Annotated in this window: 2 protein-coding genes; one reads left to right on the plus strand and one right to left on the minus strand. The window is 68.8% G+C overall.

What is annotated here, in order from left to right:
• Positions 1–742, minus strand: a 742-nt coding sequence (locus OOT08_RS09445) for an aminotransferase class I/II-fold pyridoxal phosphate-dependent enzyme (RefSeq protein ID WP_325092397.1), incomplete at its 3' end; no start/stop codon positions are given.
• A gap of 90 nt (positions 743–832) precedes the next feature.
• Between OOT08_RS09445 and OOT08_RS09450 the strand changes: the two genes are divergently transcribed.
• Positions 833–1,234, plus strand: a complete 402-nt coding sequence (locus OOT08_RS09450; RefSeq protein WP_325092398.1) for a phage holin family protein — start codon at positions 833–835, stop codon at positions 1,232–1,234.
• Positions 1,235–1,240 lie beyond the last annotated feature (6 nt).

Raw genomic sequence — 1,240 nt, forward strand, 5'->3', positions numbered from 1 at the left:
CGATCACGCGCGCGGCGTTCAGGATGTCCGCGTGCCCCAGGGCGTATCCGATCCGGAGATCCGCGAGCCCCGCGGCTTTGGAGAAGGTGCGCAGGACGACCACCTGCGGGAAGCGGGCGAGGACATCCGAGCCGCGCACCGCGTCGGCGTCGCGCACGAACTCGGCGTAGGCCTCGTCGAGAACGACGAGGAGGTCCTCGGGAAGGCGCTCCAGGAAGGCGATGGTCTCGTCGCGTCCGAGAACGGGGCCCGTGGGGTTGTTCGGGGTGCACAGCAGCACGGCGCGGGTCCGCTCGGTCACCGCGGCGGCGATCGCGTCGAGGTCGTGTCGCCCGTCCGGAGTGCCGGGGACGCCGATGTGGCGGGCCCCGGAGGCCAGCCCGAGCAGGGGATAGGCCTCGAAGCTCGGCCAGGCCGAGAGGTACTCGTCGCCGGGTCCGGCGACCGCGTGCACGAGCTGGTACAGCAGGGCCACGGAACCGGCGCCGATGTGCACCTGTTCCACGCTGAGCCCGTGATCTGCGGCAAGCCGCTCGCGCAGGTCCAGCAGCGCGGCCTGACCGTAGCGGTTCACCTCCCGGGCGGCAGCGATGCGGTCTCGGATCGCGGGAAGGGTCGGGAACGGGTTCTCGTTACTCGACAGCTTGTATCCGCCTTCGGCGGGCGCTCGTCCCTGCCGGTAGGCCGGGACTGCGCTGATTTCCGGACGGATCCGGACAGGTGCACCAATCGGACTGTTCACCTCACCAAGTGTAATGAGCCCCCATTCCCCACGGGGCATCCCGCGCGGGAGTTCCCCGGCTTTTCGGGCTGGGCGTGGCACACTGGGAGCATGAACTTCCTCGTTCGCGTTCTCATTGGCGCCGTCGCGCTCTGGTTCACCACCCTGCTCGTGGGTGGGAACGGCGATCACGGCGTCTGGATCCAGCCGATGACCGAGACCACCCAGGGGCACGTCTTCACCCTGCTGATCGTCGCCTTCGTCTTCGGGATCATCAACTCGATCCTCGGCCCGATCGTGCGCTTCGTCTCGATCCCGCTCTACATCATCACGCTGGGGCTGTTCGGCCTGATCATTAACGGCGCCCTGATGCTGCTGACCGCGGGGATCTCGAACCTGATGGGCTTCGGCCTGCGCGTGGACGGCTTCTGGTGGGGCGTGCTCGGCGCGCTCGTGCTCAGCGTCATCACCGCGGTGATCTCCGCCGTGGTCCGCCCCGGCAAGCGGCGCTAACCGAGC

Source organism: Leucobacter sp. M11 (genome assembly GCF_035726885.1).
Lineage (GTDB): Bacteria > Actinomycetota > Actinomycetes > Actinomycetales > Microbacteriaceae > JAPFRB01.

What these genes read in the sequence shown, in the direction of transcription:
- OOT08_RS09450 (WP_325092398.1), top strand. Translation starts at nt 833, where the DNA reads ATGAACTTCCTCGTTCGCGTTCTCATTGGCGCCGTCGCGCTCTGGTTC.